General features: G+C 65.1%; 18 protein-coding genes. 3 read left to right on the plus strand and 15 right to left on the minus strand.

All coding sequences use genetic code 11. The features are described from left to right. Nucleotides 1-77: 77 nt before the first annotated feature. The 9 genes from JQ621_RS08140 to JQ621_RS08180 form a co-directional block, all read right to left on the minus strand. Complete coding sequence (locus JQ621_RS08140; protein ID WP_212234295.1) at nt 78-419, minus strand: hypothetical protein; 342 nt, start codon at nt 417-419, stop codon at nt 78-80. 98 nt (nt 420-517) lie between these two features. After that, a complete protein-coding gene (locus JQ621_RS08145; RefSeq protein WP_212233935.1) occupies nt 518-1,234 on the minus strand; it encodes an MgtC/SapB family protein in 717 nt (238 codons plus the stop codon). A 120-nt stretch (nt 1,235-1,354) separates the two neighbouring features. Next, complete coding sequence (locus JQ621_RS08150) at nt 1,355-2,374, minus strand: WD40 repeat domain-containing protein (RefSeq protein ID WP_212234296.1); 1,020 nt, start codon at nt 2,372-2,374, stop codon at nt 1,355-1,357. After that, complete coding sequence (locus JQ621_RS08155; RefSeq protein WP_212233936.1) at nt 2,374-3,417, minus strand: CobW family GTP-binding protein; 1,044 nt, start codon at nt 3,415-3,417, stop codon at nt 2,374-2,376. The genes JQ621_RS08150 and JQ621_RS08155 overlap by 1 nt, the downstream gene beginning before the upstream one ends. A 54-nt stretch (nt 3,418-3,471) precedes the next feature. Further along, a complete protein-coding gene (locus tag JQ621_RS08160; RefSeq protein WP_212233937.1) occupies nt 3,472-4,335 on the minus strand; it encodes a metal ABC transporter substrate-binding protein in 864 nt (287 codons plus the stop codon). 2 nt (nt 4,336-4,337) lie between these two features. Continuing rightward, nucleotides 4,338-5,207: a metal ABC transporter permease gene (locus JQ621_RS08165; protein ID WP_212234297.1), complete on the minus strand. Its 870-nt coding sequence runs from the start codon at nt 5,205-5,207 to the stop codon at nt 4,338-4,340. 6 nt (nt 5,208-5,213) lie between these two features. Then, nucleotides 5,214-5,966: a metal ABC transporter ATP-binding protein gene (locus JQ621_RS08170; protein ID WP_212233938.1), complete on the minus strand. Its 753-nt coding sequence runs from the start codon at nt 5,964-5,966 to the stop codon at nt 5,214-5,216. Between the two features lie 2 nt (nt 5,967-5,968). Continuing rightward, the gene (locus JQ621_RS08175) at nt 5,969-6,217 is read right to left on the minus strand and encodes a hypothetical protein (protein ID WP_212233939.1); all 249 of its coding nucleotides are present in this window, start codon (nt 6,215-6,217) and stop codon (nt 5,969-5,971) included. Nucleotides 6,218-6,686: 469 nt separating this feature from the next. Continuing rightward, nucleotides 6,687-7,283, minus strand: coding sequence for a superoxide dismutase (locus JQ621_RS08180; RefSeq protein WP_014491764.1), 597 nt, complete (start codon nt 7,281-7,283; stop codon nt 6,687-6,689). Between the two features lie 234 nt (nt 7,284-7,517). On the opposite strand from JQ621_RS08180, the gene JQ621_RS08185 reads away from it, so the two are divergent. Both JQ621_RS08185 and JQ621_RS08190 read left to right on the plus strand, forming a co-directional pair. Next, the gene (locus tag JQ621_RS08185) at nt 7,518-8,045 is read left to right on the plus strand and encodes a GNAT family N-acetyltransferase (RefSeq protein ID WP_212233940.1); all 528 of its coding nucleotides are present in this window, start codon (nt 7,518-7,520) and stop codon (nt 8,043-8,045) included. Between the two features lie 97 nt (nt 8,046-8,142). Further along, nucleotides 8,143-8,583, plus strand: a complete 441-nt coding sequence (locus JQ621_RS08190; RefSeq protein WP_212233941.1) for a DUF2147 domain-containing protein — start codon at nt 8,143-8,145, stop codon at nt 8,581-8,583. A gap of 107 nt (nt 8,584-8,690) precedes the next feature. Here JQ621_RS08190 and JQ621_RS08195 read toward each other — a convergent pair whose 3' ends face one another. Continuing rightward, on the minus strand, nt 8,691-9,833 hold the full coding sequence (locus JQ621_RS08195; protein ID WP_212233942.1) for a DUF3095 domain-containing protein: 1,143 nt from the start codon (nt 9,831-9,833) through the stop codon (nt 8,691-8,693). Between the two features lie 259 nt (nt 9,834-10,092). Between JQ621_RS08195 and JQ621_RS08200 the strand changes: the two genes are divergently transcribed. Beyond that, nucleotides 10,093-10,476 (plus strand): hypothetical protein, encoded by a 384-nt coding sequence (locus tag JQ621_RS08200; RefSeq protein WP_409334212.1) that lies wholly within the window; start codon nt 10,093-10,095, stop codon nt 10,474-10,476. A gap of 12 nt (nt 10,477-10,488) precedes the next feature. Here the strand turns inward: JQ621_RS08200 and JQ621_RS08205 are convergent, their stop codons facing one another. From JQ621_RS08205 to JQ621_RS08225, 5 genes are all read right to left on the minus strand, one after another. Next, on the minus strand, nt 10,489-10,719 hold the full coding sequence (locus JQ621_RS08205) for a hypothetical protein (protein WP_409334196.1): 231 nt from the start codon (nt 10,717-10,719) through the stop codon (nt 10,489-10,491). A 121-nt stretch (nt 10,720-10,840) separates the two neighbouring features. After that, nucleotides 10,841-11,563, minus strand: a complete 723-nt coding sequence (locus JQ621_RS08210) for an SDR family NAD(P)-dependent oxidoreductase (protein WP_212233944.1) — start codon at nt 11,561-11,563, stop codon at nt 10,841-10,843. Beyond that, nucleotides 11,556-12,938 carry a class I adenylate-forming enzyme family protein gene (locus tag JQ621_RS08215; protein WP_212233945.1) on the minus strand — a complete coding sequence of 461 codons (1,383 nt, stop codon included), beginning with the start codon at nt 12,936-12,938 and terminating at the stop codon, nt 11,556-11,558. Before JQ621_RS08215 ends, JQ621_RS08210 begins: the two co-directional genes overlap by 8 nt. After that, on the minus strand, nt 12,925-13,170 hold the full coding sequence (locus tag JQ621_RS08220) for an acyl carrier protein (RefSeq protein WP_212233946.1): 246 nt from the start codon (nt 13,168-13,170) through the stop codon (nt 12,925-12,927). Before JQ621_RS08220 ends, JQ621_RS08215 begins: the two co-directional genes overlap by 14 nt. Before the next feature lie 151 nt (nt 13,171-13,321). Next, complete coding sequence (locus tag JQ621_RS08225; RefSeq protein WP_212234299.1) at nt 13,322-15,160, minus strand: long-chain-acyl-CoA synthetase; 1,839 nt, start codon at nt 15,158-15,160, stop codon at nt 13,322-13,324. Between the last annotated feature and the right edge of the window lie 101 nt (nt 15,161-15,261).

Below are 15,261 nucleotides of genomic sequence, written 5' to 3' on the forward strand. Positions count from 1 at the left end.
GGCGAAAACAACCCCATGCACAGTAGACGGCGCAATGGCATTCCATTGCGCGCGTGCGACAAAAAGTCGTGTGCCGTCTACGGCTTGTCCTTGATCGGCGGGGCGATCTTCTCGGCCGGGGCCGGCGGCAATGCCGGCTGGGCAGAACCGGCTGCACCTTGCGTCTGCGGATCGGGGCGCGCGGGCTCCGGGGCCGGCGTGGTCGGACGCATCCCGCCGGGCTTGGCTTCCGCAGGCGCCTTGCCCTGATCGCCGGACGGCGTGCCCTGGAGCGGCTGCGTCGCCTGTGCCAGCTCCAGCCGGCTCTCCGCGCGGATCTGCGCGAGCGACATCACCGACACCGCAACCCCTGCCGCGAACAGCGAGCCGGCGATTGCAAAGTTGAGCTTCAGTCTGCGCGTGTCATCCTGGCCGGGCATGTCGATCACCGCCTTTGTCCACGGGATCAACGAAGTTGCACCATTGCGGTTCCGTCGCGCCGAGGCGGGAACAGTGGCTCGCGGCGAAGCAGGCGCGTTCAATCCGTGGTGCTGACTTCCCAGGTGGCGTGACGCACACCTGGCAGGTGCTGGAGCTCGGTCGCCACCGCGTTGAGCTCGTTCGGATCGACCGCGGTCGCAACCAGCTCGGCGACGATTTCGATCAGATCGTCGCCGGTCTCGACAATCTCGACATCGGCCACCGGATATTTTGCGTCTTCGAGCCTGTCGATGAGCCGGTCGCGCATGTCGGGCAAGGCGTCCAGCGCAACCGCAAGCTTGAAATAGTAGGTCGCCTCGATCGACTTCTCGTCCAGCGGAATGCGGTTGATGGCGTTGACCAGTGGGCGCAGCAGCGTGTTGCCGGCGATGACGAACACGGTGAGTGCGACCGCCTGCGCAACCATGTCGGCTCCGGCGCAGGAGCCGACCGCGGCCGAAGACCACAGCGTCGCCGCGGTGTTGAGGCCGCGCACGTCCATGCCCTGCTTCATGATGACGCCGGCCCCCAGGAAGCCGATGCCGGAGACGACATAGGCGATCACCCGCACGGCACCACCGGCACCATCCAGATGCATGGCAAGATCGACAAAGGCCGCGGCGCCAACGGCGACCAGCACGTTGGTGCGCAGGCCCGCAGTGCGCTGCCGGTATTGCCGCTCGGCCCCGATCAGCGTGCCCAGCACGAAGGCCGTGAACAGGCTGATCAGCGTGTCGGCGAAATCAGCAAGCTGGAAGGTCGTGAGAAATCGCATGAATGTGAGCTGCCGTAGGATGGGCAAAGCGAAGCGTGCCCACGACTCCCGTCAACGCAAACAGATCGTGGGCACGGCGCAAGAGCGCCTTTGCCACCCTACGGCCTCGAGGATGACAATTTAAAGCTCCAGCAGGCCGCCGTCCCCATTTTCGTCGGCGAAGGCGAGCAGCGTCCCCTTGGCGTTCCAGGCGAGGCCGGCGACCGGCGGCGTGCCGTTGCGGCGGACCAGGATCTCGGCGCCGTCCTCCATCCGCACCATCAGCACGGTGCCGTCGCTGTAGCCGCAGGCCAGAATGTCGTTCCTGGGGTGGCACGCGACCACCGTGACGCGCGCCTGCAGCGGCGCGAGCATCGCGGGCTCCTTGCCCATCGGGCCGTCCTTGCTGGCGAACGGCCAGATGATGACGGTGTCGGCACCCGAGGTCGCGAGCCCCTTGCCGCCTGCGCTCCAGGACATCGAACGGACGCGGCCGGGATAGCCGGTCATCCGCATGTGCCTGTTATCGGCGAGCCGCCAGCCATGCAGCGCCGACTCGTGCATCGAGGTCACCAGGAACTTGTTATCAGGGCTGAAGGTAACGCCGAGATGGGAGCCGGCCCAAGGCAGGAATTCAGCCGATCCTTCCATATTCGGAAACCACAGCGTCGCGCCGTTGTAATGCGCGATCGCGAGCCGCAGGCCTTTCGGCGCGAACGCAAGCCCGCCGACGGTCGAGGGCACGTCGAGCGACTTTTCCTCGGTCTTGCCGCTTTTGACGGTCGCCGTCTTGCCGGCCGACCACGCATAGGCACCATCCGGATGCAGCGCCACCGCATCGATCCAGCGCCGCTTGGGATCGGTCGCGAGCAGCGTCACCTCTCCTTTCGCATCGAGCGAGACGACCTTGCCGTCGTCGCCGCCCATGATGAGGCGCTTGCCGTCGGAGGCGGCCGAGAGAATGCCGCCGCTGTGCACGGCCACGGAGGCGATCTCACCCTTGTCGTCGACGAACGCGACGTTCTCCTCGCCGCCGACGAAGGCGGCGCGGGGCCCGAGGAAATGCACCGATGTCACGCCCATACCGAGCGTCACAGGCTTGACGCGGTCGGTGACGGAGACGATCGAGGCGGAATCGGGCGCCGGCGTAAACTCTTTCATCACGAGACGATGCAGCTCTCGAAGCCCGAACGAATGAGATCTTCGGGCAATTCGCGGCCAATGAAGACGAGGCGGCTCTCGCGCGGCTCGCCGTCCTTCCATTTGCGCTGGTGGTTGCCCTCCAGCATCATGTGGACGCCCTGGAACACGTAGCGGTCGTCGTCGTCGTGGAAGGCGAGGATGCCCTTGGAGCGCAGGATCTTGCCGCCCTCGACCTGCACCAGATTCTGGAGCCAGGGCATGAACACGTTCGGATCGAGCGGCTTGTCGGTCTTGAGCGACAGCGACTGCATGTCCTCGTCGTGATAGTGCTTCAGGCCGTGGCCGTGATCATGATGGTCGTGGCCGTGATGGTGGTGATGATCATGATCGTGGTCGTGATCGTCGGCCACGAGGAAATCCGGCTCGATGTCGAGGATGCGGTCGAGGTCGAACGCGCCGCGGTCGAGCACGTCGGCCAGCGCGACCGAGCAGCGCTCGGTGCGATGCAGCTTGGCATAGGGGTTGATGGCGCGGATGCGGGCCTCGACCTCGGCGAGCTCCGGCTTGGTGACGAGATCGGTCTTGTTCAGCACGATGACGTCGGCAAACGCAATCTGGTTCTTGGCCTCGGGCGCGTCCTTCAAACGGTCGGACAGCCATTTGGCATCGGCGACCGTGACGACCGCGTCGAGGCGCGCGTTCTTCTGCACGTCCTCGTCGACGAAGAAGGTCTGGGCGACCGGCGCGGGATCGGCAAGGCCCGTCGTCTCGACGATGATGGCGTCGAACTTGCCCTTGCGCTTCATCAAGCCGTCCATGATGCGCACGAGGTCGCCGCGCACGGTGCAGCAGATGCAGCCGTTGTTCATCTCGAACACTTCCTCATCGGCACCGATGATGAGGTCGTTGTCGATGCCGATCTCGCCGAATTCGTTGACGATCACGGCGTATTTCTTGCCGTGGTTTTCCGACAGGATGCGGTTGAGCAGCGTGGTCTTGCCGGCACCGAGATAGCCGGTCAGGACGGTCACGGGAATTTTGGCGGCGGTCGCTTCAGACATGAGAACTCCGGACATAGGCTGGTCGCGCGACGCGAGGCGGGGTGGCCCCCTGCCCTAATGGTCAAGCGCGCTCGTCAGGGCCTTTATATTGTGCCTGACCATGTCAATGTAAGTGGGTGCAGGCCCCTTTTCGCCGGTCAAACCGTCCGAAATCAGGGTCCCGCCGACCTTGGCGCCGGTCTCGGCCGCGATCCGCCGGATCAGGCGGTCGTCGCTGATATTTTCGAGGAAAACGGCCGGGATCTTCTGGGCCTTGATCTGGCCGATGATGGCCGCGATGTCCCGCGCGCTGGGCTCGGTTTCGGTCGAAACGCCCAAGGGGGCGATGAACTGGATACCGTATTCGGCAGCAAAATAGCCGAACGCGTCGTGGGTCGAGATCACCTTGCGCCGCTCGGGCGGGATGGTGGCAACGGACTCGCGAACCTCGCGGTCGAGCGCATCGAGCTTGTCCAGATAGGCTTTGGCCTGGGTACGAAAGACGTCGGCGCCGTCAGGATCGGCCGCAGCAAGCGCGTTGGCTATGTCGGTCACGTAGACCCTGGCATTCGGCACCGATTGCCAGGCATGCGGATCGGCGCCCGAGCCGAGCTTGTGCGGGGCAATGCCGGCGCTCGCGGTCACGACCGTTGCCTTGGCTCCGGATGACTGCACGAGACGGGGCAGCCAGCCCTCCAGCCCAAGCCCGTTGACGATGACGAGTTTCGCGTCCGCGATCCGCTTCGCATCGGATGGCGCCGGGGTGTAGACATGGACGTCGCTGTCGGGACCGACCAGCGTCGTGACGTTGACCCGGTCGCCGCCAACGTTGCGGACGAAATCGCCGAGGATCGAAAAGCTCGCGACGACATTGAGCCGTTCGGCGGCGTGCAGCGGCGATGCGATCAGCAGGAGCACGCAAAGCAGGAGACGCCGCATCGTCACGCCTCCAGATGCCGGCCGGGAAACATCTGCCTGATGATGCCGCCGACACGGCCGAACAGGACGGAGACGATATAGAGCCCCGTCGCGACCAGAATGATCGCAGGACCCGAGGGCACACGGGTCTGGAACGACAGCACGAGACCGGCGTAGCCCGAGAGAGCCGCTGCGACGACCGCGATGCAGATCATGACGGTGAGATCGCGCGACCAGAACCGCGCAATGCCGGCCGGCAGGATCATCAGGCCGACCGCCAGGAGCGTGCCGAGCGCCTGAAAGCCGTTGACGAGGTTGATCACGACGAGCGCGAGAAAGGCGAGATGCGCGGGGCCGCCGGCGCGGCTGACGGTGCGCAGGAATAACGGATCGACGCTCTCGATCACCAGCGGGCGATAGATCACCGCGAGCACCAGCAGCGTGACCGTGGCGTTGAAGGCAACCACCAGCAGCGTCTGGTCGTCCATCGCGAGGATGTTGCCGAACAGCACGTGCAGCAGGTCGATATTGGTGCCCTTGATCGAGACGATGGTGACGCCGAGCGCCAGCGAGGCCAGATAGAAGGTCGCGAGCGAGGCGTCCTCCTTCAGCCCGGTCGAGCGGGCGACCACGCCGGCGAGAATCGCCACCGCAAAGCCCGCGATCAGGCCGCCGGCGGTCATCGCGAACAGATTGAGGCCGGAGAGCAGGAAGCCGACGGCGGCGCCGGGCAGGATCGCGTGCGCCATGGCATCGCCGACGAGGCTCATCCGTCGCAGCATCAGGAACACGCCGATCGGCGCCCCCGCCAGCGACAGCGCGATCACGGCGGCAAGGGCCCGCCGCATGAACTCGAATTCGGTGAAAGGACCGATCAGCGCGTCATGGATCATCTGCAATCACGCCGCCCGCGAGCGTCCGTCCTCGGCACAGGCCGCGGCACTGTCGTCGAAGGCCTCGCACATCCGCATCGCGACCATCAGGTTCTCGGGCGTCAGCACCTCTGATGTCGGGCCCCAGGCCACCGGGCCGCGCGCCAGCACCAGCGTCTCGCTGAAATGGGTCCGCACCGTCTCCATGTCGTGCAGCGCGGCGAGCACGGTGCGGCCCTCGCCATGCCATTGCTTCACCAATGCGAGCAGATCGGCCGTGGTCTTGCTGTCGATGGCGTTGAAGGGCTCGTCGAGCACGATCAGGCGCGCATCCTGCAGCAGCACGCGCGCAAACAGCACGCGCTGCATCTGCCCGCCCGAGAGCGTGCCGATGGGGCGGTTCTCGAAACCGTTGAGGCCGACCGCGGCGATCGCGCGCAGGATCTTGCCTCGCGCGGCCTTGCCGATGCCGCCGAACAGGGAGGTCGCCCGCCACAGGCCGGTGCCGACGAAATCGAACACCGAGATCGGGAAGCTGCGGTCGATGTCCGCGCTCTGCGGCAGATAGGCGATGTCGCGGGCATCCAGCCCGCCGAGATGGATGCTGCCGCCAAGCGGCTTCAGGATGCCGACGATGCCACGCAGCAGGGTCGATTTGCCGGCGCCGTTCGGGCCGACCACCGCGACGAGCGCGCCGGATGCGACCTCGCCGCTCAGATGGTGCACGGCCGGATGGCGGTCGTAGCCAAGCGTGACGTTGCGGAATGCGAGCTGGGCCATCGTCACCTCATCGCCAGCCAGACGATGCCCCAGAGCACGGTGCAGACGGCGACGGCGGCCGCCAGGCGCCCGGCCATGGTCATGCGCAGGATCGACCAGGGCGCGTCCTGGGCCGGATGCGGCGAGGCTGCATCGTGGACGTGAGCGTGGGTGTGGTCGTGCCCGTGCGAATGCCCGTGGTCGTGGGCATGGCCGTGGGAGTGACCACCAGCCTTGTCGTCATGATGGGCGTGGGACGCGGCGGGAACCATGGCAAGGACGTTATATTATAACATTACAGATGTCCACGGCCGGTTCGGGGCTGGAGATCGGGCCAACCGGCGCGGCAGCGGGACTTCACCTCTCCCTTGGGAGAGGTCGGATTGCTTTGGCGCGCAATCGCGCGCCTGAGCAATCCGGGTGAGGGTTTACGGTCTTCGTGTGGCACAGCGCCCCCTCACCCGATTTGCGCCGGACGATGCTTCGCATCGCCGGGGGCAAATCGACCTCTCACCGCTGGGGAGAGGTGGACCGCCCCAGCCCGCCCACTGCATGAATGTAATGTCGAAATTCCGCGCAGCAAAAAGGCGGCCGCGTGAGCGACCGCCTATTTGTCATTCCGGGGCGGCGCGTCTGCGCCGAGCTATGGTGCGCAATTGCGCACCTGAGAATCCATCGGGCGTCAACCCGAATGGATAAATGGATTCCGGGCTCGCGCTAAGCGCGCCCCGGAATGACGGCTTACGCCTTGTCGAACAGGGACTCGACGTATTCCCAGTTCACGAGGTTCTCGACGAACGCCTTGAGATAGTCGGGGCGGCGGTTGCGATAGTCGATGTAGTAGGAGTGCTCCCAGACGTCGCAGCCGAGGATCGGGGTGGCGCCGTGCACCAGCGGATTCTCGCCGTTCGGGGTCTTGGAGATCTCAAGCTTGCCGTTCTTGACCTGGAGCCAGCACCAGCCGGAGCCGAACTGGCCGACGCCAGCCGCCTGGAAGTCGGTCTTGAACTTCTCGAAGCCGCCGAGGTCTTCGTTGATCTTCTTTTCGAGCTTGCCCGGCAGCTTGGTGCCGCCGCCATTGGGCTTCATCCAGCTCCAGAAGTGGATGTGGTTGTAGTGCTGGCCGGCATTGTTGAACACCGCGGGGTTCTTACCGAACGAGCCCTTGACGATCTCCTCAAGGGATTTGCCTTCCCATTCGGTGCCCTTGAGCGCGTTGTTGCCGTTGGTGACGTAGGCCTGATGATGCTTGTCGTGGTGGAATTCCAGCGTCTCCTTGGACATGAACTGGCCGAGGGCGTCATAGGCGTAAGGGAGGGGGGGCAGCGTGAATGTCATGGGTTCTTGTCCGCAACTGGTGGGGAACGTGTTCTAACGGTCACCCCTTATAGAAGGTTCCGGCGCCGTTAAATACCGCCAATTTGCGAAAAGCCGCGATGCGGTCGCGGGGGCTGATTGCATAAAATCGACGCATCAGGCAGGGCGATTCGACCTGCCGCAAAATATCATTGCCTTTGAGGCGGTTATGGCAGAACGAACGCACCACGACGCGGAGATACGGAAGAGCGCGCGATGAGCATCGAGATCGACATCCTGAACGGCGACGCCTCGTGGCGAATCGCGGAGCCGCTGCATCAGGCGGTCTGGGGCCCGCAGCAGATTGCGGGCAAGCCCTGGGCTCACGTCAAATGGGCCAATGCCGATCTGCGCGTGCTGATCGAGACGCCCGAGGACGGTCTCGTCTGCCATGTCGGCATCTATTTCCGCACCATCACCTGGAATGGACAGAAAGTGCATGCCGGCGGGATCGGCGGTGTCTGCACGCGCGAGGATCGTCGTGGCCGCGGCTATGCGACCATGGCGATCGACGCGGCGGTGCACACCATGCGCGCCAACGAGGCGGTTCGTTTTGCGATCCTGTTCTGCGAGCCGCACAATTTCGCTTTCTACCAGGCCCGCAGCTGGCTGCCCTTCAATGGCGAGGTCTATTGCGAGCAGCCGGAGGGGCGAATCCGCTTCGATCACATGGCGCCCTACGTCTTCAACATCGTTCGCGCACCGACGCTCGGCACCATCGACCTGTGCGGCCTGCCCTGGTGAGGTTCACCGGACAGATCAGCGCAGGAATTTGATTCCATCAGGCGTTGCACGATCGTAATTTGCTGCTATGGAGACGCCTCCAGTTCGAGGTCCTCCCATGTCCCGCAGACTTGCCGTTCTCACCGTCCTTCTGGCTGCCTTGCTTGGCGCGACGACTGCCCATGCGCAGAGCGCCGAGGCGAGCGGCACCTGGCTGACCCAGGCGGGCGATGCCCGCGTGAAAATCAGCAAATGCGGCGGCGGCATCTGCGGCGTGATCGTCTGGCTCAAGGAGCCCATGGACACCGCCACCGGCAAGCCGGCGACCGACAGCAAGAATCCCAATCCCGCGCTCGCCAAGCGACCGATGATCGGACTGCCGCTGTTCTCCGGCATGAAGCCCGCGGGGCCGAACAAATGGTCGGGCCAGATCTACAATGCGGACGACGGCAGCACCTATGCGAGCAGCATCACGTTGACGGGCGCAGAGACGCTGCGGGTCGAAGGCTGCGTCGGCGCGCTCTGCGGCGGCGAGACCTGGACGCGGGCGGGCCGCTAAAGCGCGATGAAATCAAGTTCGATCGGCAGCTTACCTCTCCCCAGCGGGGAGAGGTAATCCGAGTTCGGGGCTCGCAGCGATTCAACCAAGAGTCATCCGACTCTAATTTAGCCCGCGGCCTTCAGCGCCGTCGCCGCCGAGGCGTAGCCGCCCCGCGCGCCGTCGATGAAGTGCACGTGGTCGCTGCGCAGCGCCGAGGGCGTGAAGCAGGTCATCATCGCAGCGTCCTGCTGATGAAGCCCGTAGCGCACGATGCCGTCGCGCGCGGCGGCCGCGAGGCGATCGCTCAAGGCGCGCTCGAGCTCGCTCGTGCAGTCGAGGATCATGCGCAGGCCGTCGTCATATTTGCGGAAGTCGGAATTCTCGACCACCTGACGCTTGTAGACCTTCGGCAGGAAGCCACCGGCCTTGATATCGAAGCGCATCAGGACATAGGCGAAAAACGTAAAGGCGAGCAGGCTGACGCGGCGCTTGAACAAGGAGCCACCACGCATCGCCCGTGCCTCATAGTCCAGCCCCCGCGGCGGCCATTTCAGCGGCGGCCCCTGTGGCGGCACGGGACGCCCCGCATCCGGACTGCGCTCGACGAGATGGATGATGTCCTCGATCACCTTGCGGAAGGCCAGCGGGTCGGCGCCAGCAGCCGGCATCACCAGCACCGAGAGGATCAAGCCGCGCGAGGCCGGAATCACTTCGAAGCGGCAGGACAGGCCGGAAAGATCGGGCTGCGTGCCGGCCGGCGCCTCGGTCACCGCGAACTCGCCGCGCTTCATCGCCGCGTCGGCGAAGGCCAGCCCGCCGCCGGAGAACATCGCATAGGACAGATTGGCGGACGGGCCGAAGCGCGCGACGCGCACGTCGAGTCCTTTGGCGCGGATGGCGCTGACGGGCACCAACGCGACGCGCATTTTCAGATCAAGGTCTTCCCGCACCCAGGTCGCGGTCGCGGCCAGGGCTTCGCGCGCCAATTCGAGATCATCAGGCGCAACAGCAAAACTCGCGCCGTCGCCGCCGAAAACGAACGGAAACTCACGTCCCTCCAGCGCATTCGTGACCGCTGCGATCACCGCGGCCCCGGCCATGTTGACCGCCTTGTAGCGCTGCGCCGCAATCGCTTTGGTGGAATCGACGATGTCGGCGACGCCGATGCTCCAGTCCTCCGGTAGCGGCGAATAGAGCTCGGGGTCCATCAGGCTGGTGAAGCCGCGGAAGACAGGGATGCTGCCGTAAAAGGATTCACCTGAGATCATCTGACGATGCCGGATGGTTGGGACGCGTCCGAACGAGATACGGGGCAGGATCGATCGGGGTTCGCGTGGGTGTCCCCCTTTGGGTCCCCCCTTTGGCTCCCCCTTGGGCGTCCCGTTCGAGGCCTCGATCTTTGGCCGAAATGACACCGGACGACAAGGTCGCGCCGCGCCGCAATGCCGGCCCCCGTCATTGATCGGCATCAAACTGCCGGCCGGGGATCACGCTTATGGTTTGGATCACTTTTGGGTACGCGGGACGATCGGGGTGTCTGACTTCGGCAAAGAGGATTCCACAGCTCCGGTGCCCCCGCGCACGGGAGGCGATATCGTCAGCGCGGTGAGGATGCCGGAGCCGCTGACCGCGGCCGTGGACGCCTGGGGCAGGGCGCATCATCTGTCGCGCGCCGACGCGATCTGCAGGCTGGTCGACCTTGGCCTCAAGATTGCGCCCGCGGCGCCGGCATCAACGCGCGCGATCGCGTCGGACGCCACGCGGATCGAACAAATCGCGGTGCATGAAATCGAGAGCCTGCTCGATCCCGCTCTGACCGCGGACGAGCGCGAGCGCCGCATCCGCCGCCTGACCGAGGGACCTCCGGAATTCTCGCACGAGCGGATTGACCTGCCAAAACATCAGCCGTGAGCACCGGCTGCGTCAGTGCAGCTTCTCGTCCTGACGCTTGCGCACGCCTGGCGACGGCGCGCCATGACAGCCGACCAGCCGCACGAATTGCTGCGGATACATTTCGTGGCCGTGGCTGCCTGAGTTTTGATGCGACATTGGCGGGCAGCGGATATCGTCCAGTTTTGCGGACGATGGCTCCGTCAAGGTCTGACCCTTGCGCGCAATGTCGATGTTCGGCGTTGCCATAGTTTGAGAGGCCATGGACTGCTCCCTTTAGGGCAGCTCGATTGACGTAACTCAATCGATCAGGCGACATCTTACGACCAAACCCGCCTGGATGTCATTGCGCCGGATCAACGGAATTGTGGCGGCTGTTTCCGCCCTAGGCGGTATTCCCCGCGTCGATGGTGAACACCGTGCCGGTCACGTTACGGCCGCCCTCGCCGAGCAGATATTCCACCATGCGCGCGACGTCGTCGGTCTCCGGCAGGCGGCGCAGCGCGCTGCGTCCGGCGATGCGCTTGCGGCCGTCGTCGGAGAGATTGTGCGTGAGCTCGGTGTCGATGAAGCCGGGCGCGATCGCGTTTACGGTGATGCCGAGCTTGCCGACCTCGCGCGCGAGCGAGCGGGTGAAGCCGGTCGCCGCCGCCTTGGTCGCGCCGTAGACGGACAAGCCGTTATAGCCTGTGGTCGCGATGATCGAGGAGATGTTGACGATGCGGCCGGCGCCGTCGGCCATCATCTGGCGCGCGACATATTTGGTGAGGATGATCGGCGACAGCACGTTGAGCCGCACCAGCGCCTCGATCTCGGAATTGTGCATGGTCGCGAGCAGGCCCTCGGTGCCGAGGCCGGCATTGTTGATGAGGCCGTAGGTCGGACCGAACTCGTCGCGGACGAGCTTGGCGAAAGCGGGGAGCGCATCGACCACCGCGAGGTCGCAGGCACGGAAATGCAGGCGCCCCTGGGATTCGGCGATCGCGGCCGTCAGCTCGTCGCTCTCGCGCCGCGCGGCCGCAATGACGTTGTAGCCGGCACCAGCCAGACGCTTGCCGATGGCAAGGCCAATGCCGCGGCTGCCGCCGGTGACGAGGACATTATGCATCGGTGCGCGCCAGTTTGCCGGCCGGGGTGACGTCGAGGGCCTCGACGAAGCGGATCACCGCGGGCACCTTGTGCGAGGCAAGCTGCGCGCGGCACTGATCCAGGATCTGGTCGCGGATCTCCTTCACCCGCGCCTGGTCGGTGCCGTCTGCGAGGATCACGTCGGCGACGACGATGCCGCCGGTGATCGGGCTGCGCCGCGATTTTGCCCGCGACATCCGCACGTCGGGGTGACGGTTGATCGCCGCCTCGATCTCCTCGGGGTGAACCTTGAGCCCGCCGATATTGATGATGCCGCCGCGGCGGCCGACGAAATAATAGCGGTCGCCGCGCAATTCGACGATGTCGCCGCTGTCGACGAAACCGTCGCCATCGGTGAGCGCCGCCGCATTGCGGCCGATATAGGCATGCGCGGTGCGCGTCGAACGGATACGCAGCGAGCCGTCGACGACCTTCATCTCGACGCCATTGCGGTCGCCGAGATAGCTGGCCGGAAAGCCTTCGAGACCGTCATTGACCGCGAAGCCGACGCCGGCCTCGGTCGAGGCATAGGCATGACCGACGGAGGAATTGGGAAAGGCGGCCTTGAGGCCATCGAGCACCGCCTGGTCGGCGATCTCGCCGGAGAGGCGAACGTAACCCGGCGCGAACTGCGCGGCAGAACCGCTCATCAGGAGCTTGCGCCAATGCGAGGGCGTGCCGGAGATATGGGACACACCGCGCGCCTTCAGCCGCGCGACGTGATCGGCGAGCGCTTCATGCGGATCGGACAGCACCATCGAGCCGCCGGAGAGGATGGCGCGGAGAAAGATCTGCAGGCCGCCATAGCGCCGGATGTCGTAGAACGTGGCCCAGACCGGCGCGGGTCCCTGCGCAGGACCTTCGGCGACGATGGCACCGGTGAGCGCCTCCAGCGTGTGGCCGACGATCTTCGGCACACCTGACGTACCCGAGGTGAGCATCAGCCATTCGGTGGCGCGCTCGGTCTTGGCAGGCGCTGCGGCTTGAAGCGGCAATTGCGCGGTGACGACCAGCGACACGCCGGTTTCGGCCCAGGAAGCGGGCGCGTCTGTGACGACCGCATCGATCCCGGCATCCGCGATCAATGCGTCCAGATGCGCCGGGTTGAGATCGGGCGGGCACAGCAGCATGCGACGGGCGATGCCGTCGAGCTCGATCATGGCAATGCCGGAGCGGAGCTGGTCCGACAGTTTCAGCAGGACGGCGCGGCCGGACAGCTCATGCAGCCGGCCACCGAGGACCGTCTGCGACAGGATGCCGGTCAGCGACACGACATCGTGCGCATCCGATAGCGTACGGCCTTTCAGCTCCGCGCCGAGATGGTCGCGGAGCGCGAAGATCTCACGCGGGGACATTTTCGTAGGCCCGCACGAAATCGCCCACGGTGGACGGGAACGCCGCGTCCTCGGCAATGGTGAAGGGGTCGACGCCGGTCTCGTCCTCGAGACGCGCAACGAGGATCGCGAAAGCGAGCGAGTCAAAGCCGGTCTCGTGCAGGGACAGATCGTCCGAGAGCGGCGGAAGCGTGACGTGCTGCTCTTTGGCGATCTGCTGGATCGCTTCGATGACCTTGGACCGTACCGACATGGCTGACTCGCCTCTTGCTTAGTTAATCAATCGTGTTTCTTGCGGCGGCTCTTGATGACCGCCTCCCATGGCCGCTTGCTTACCGGAGAGAAGTAAATGGGCTCTTGGACAATTCAGATAAAATTGGACCTATCTGTCGATTTTGGTTCCGTTACAGCCGGATCGTGCCATCCCCGATCCGCGCAAAGAGCGCGGAATCGAGTGCCACATAGGCACCGGATTTCGGCTCGAGCATGAAGACCGGATCGGCGGACGCGCCGGGGTCAAAGCCTTCGCGCGCGAGCTCTCCCTTCTTTTGCTTGAACGTCTCGGTCGCATCGAGCTCGCGCGAGATGCGGATGAAGACGGGGCGAGCATAGGCCGGCAGGCGCTGCGCGAGGTGCGCGGGCAACGCCTGGATATCAAAACCCTCGTTCACGACGATCGCGCTCATGCCGGCGCGGCCGTCGGCGCCGGGGACGCTGACGCCATAGGTGGTGGCATCGACGACGCCGGTGAAATCGCGCACGGCATCATTGACCTCCGATGTCGCGACGTTTTCGCCCTTCCAGCGGAAGGTATCGCCGATGCGATCGACGAAATGGAAGAAGCCCTTGTCGTCGCGCCGCATCAGGTCGCCGGTGCGAAACCAGGCATCGCCCTTGGCAAACACGTCGCGCAGGATCTTCTTCTCGGTCTCGCCGGCATCGGTATAGCCCTCGAAACGGCCACCGCCTTGATCCGCCGTGCCGATGCGGCCGATCGCCTCGCCCGCCTCGCCGCGCGCGCAGGCAATGCAGAAGCCCTCGTCGTTGCGCAGCGGCACGCCGCTATCGGGATCGAGCTTGACGAGATCGGCCGGGAAACGATGCGCGAGCAGCGGCGGGATGCGGCCGATCGCGCCGGGCTGCCCCTCGACGTTGAACAGCGAGAAATTGCCTTCAGTCGCGGCATAGAATTCGAGAATGCGGGGAATGGCGAAGCGGCCCTGGAAATCCTCCCAGATGTCGCCGCGCAGGCCGTTGCCGCAGACGAGCCGCAGCCGATGACGGTTTTCGTGTTCCGACGGCGGCGCCTTGAGCAGATAGCGACAGAGCTCGCCGATATACTGGAACAGCGTGCAATCGTGCCGCACGACATCGGACCAGAAGTTCGAGGCCGAGAACTTCTCCGCGATCACCACCGAGCCGCCGGCGGCGAGCATGCTGCAGGGCGCGACGATGCCGCCGACCGAATGAAACAGCGGCAGGCAATCATAGAGCCGGTCCTGCGGCGTCGCGCCGGTGAGGCCGGCGAACCAGAAGCCCCAATTGAGGATGCGGCGGTGGCTGATGCTGGCAGCCTTCGGCAATCCGGTCGTGCCTGACGTGTAGATCAGCAAGGCGCGGTCGTCGATGGTGACATCGCCGCGCTGTTCCGGCGACAGCGCCCCGTCATCAAGCGCGGCGAGCGCAACATCAATCGCGCGCTCGCTGCGGGCGTCGCCATGGGTCCAGATTTTTGCCTCGGTCTTCAGATGCGGAGTTGCACCTGCCAGCGTCTGCGCAAGCTCATGCGCGACGATGATATGCGATGGCCCTGCCACATCGATGCAATGCGCGAGCGATTGGCCGACCAGCCTGGTGTTCAGGAGCGCGACCACACCGCCGACGCGGCTGATACCGACCCAGGCCGCGACGTAGTCGATGCCGTTCGGCATGATCAGGCCGACGGTATCACCCTTGGCGATGCCGACCGAGCGCGCCCAGCGCGCATAGCGATTGATGCGCTTCGACAGACCGTCATAGTCGAGGGTTGCGTCATCCATGACCAGCGCGACGCGGTCCGGCTGGCGCCTTGCCCAATCGTCGACGACGTCGGCGAACAGGCGCCGGGGCAAAGTCTCGATCCGCGCCGTCAGCTCGATGGCCTTCAGCCAGATCTTTGAAGCCGACGGCGCGCGCACGGCTTGGGCTTGGGCTTGGGCTTGGGCTTGGGCTTGGTCGACGACGCCGGTGGTCATGCCGTTGATGCTTTCGAGCGGTATCTGCTTGTTGCGGGCAGCTTAGCCCGCGGGCCCTGCCCAGGTGTTAAGAGACAAGGTAAAACCCGGTTAGCTCTCCATCAACTGCG

Origin of the sequence: Bradyrhizobium manausense (genome assembly GCF_018129685.1) — a bacterium.
Lineage (GTDB): Bacteria > Pseudomonadota > Alphaproteobacteria > Rhizobiales > Xanthobacteraceae > Bradyrhizobium > Bradyrhizobium manausense_D.